Source organism: Dyadobacter sp. OTU695 (assembly GCF_038440355.1).
Taxonomy (GTDB): domain Bacteria; phylum Bacteroidota; class Bacteroidia; order Cytophagales; family Spirosomataceae; genus Dyadobacter.
In genome coordinates this window covers 1-347 of the sequence record NZ_JASATN010000099.1, presented here as the reverse complement: position 1 = coordinate 347, position 347 = coordinate 1, and the positions used below count along the sequence as shown (strand labels likewise).

At 49.6% G+C, this 347-nt stretch carries 1 pseudogene; it reads right to left on the bottom strand.

The annotated features are described in order from the left end of the window. Positions 1 to 347 (bottom strand): annotated as a pseudogene (locus tag AAHB90_RS32620) (AraC family transcriptional regulator); the annotation flags it as partial.

The window sequence follows — 347 nt, the reverse complement described above, 5'->3', positions numbered from 1 at the left end:
AGCTGCTCAGTGAAGAGATGTGTAAGCCGGCTTTCGCCATTTCGGAAAGTAGAGCCATGCTGAGCGGGCTGTATTCGAAGGGCCTCGTGGATGATGAGCGTAATGTAGTTTTTGATCAAATCGCTTTTATAAAGGTAGTCTCCATCGTATACTGACAGCATTTTCTCAAAAAGGCCAGTCATAAATGCAGCTTGTTCTGCATGAAGGGATACGACTGGGTTTTCGCCGACCCTGAAAAGCGGGGAGTCCTGTAAGTCCCGCCCATTAAGGAAGGTTTCGGTAAAGATACAGGCGTAACCACTGGTACGGTTGATACGACGAACGAGCGCGTGCGGCACTTGCGGGTT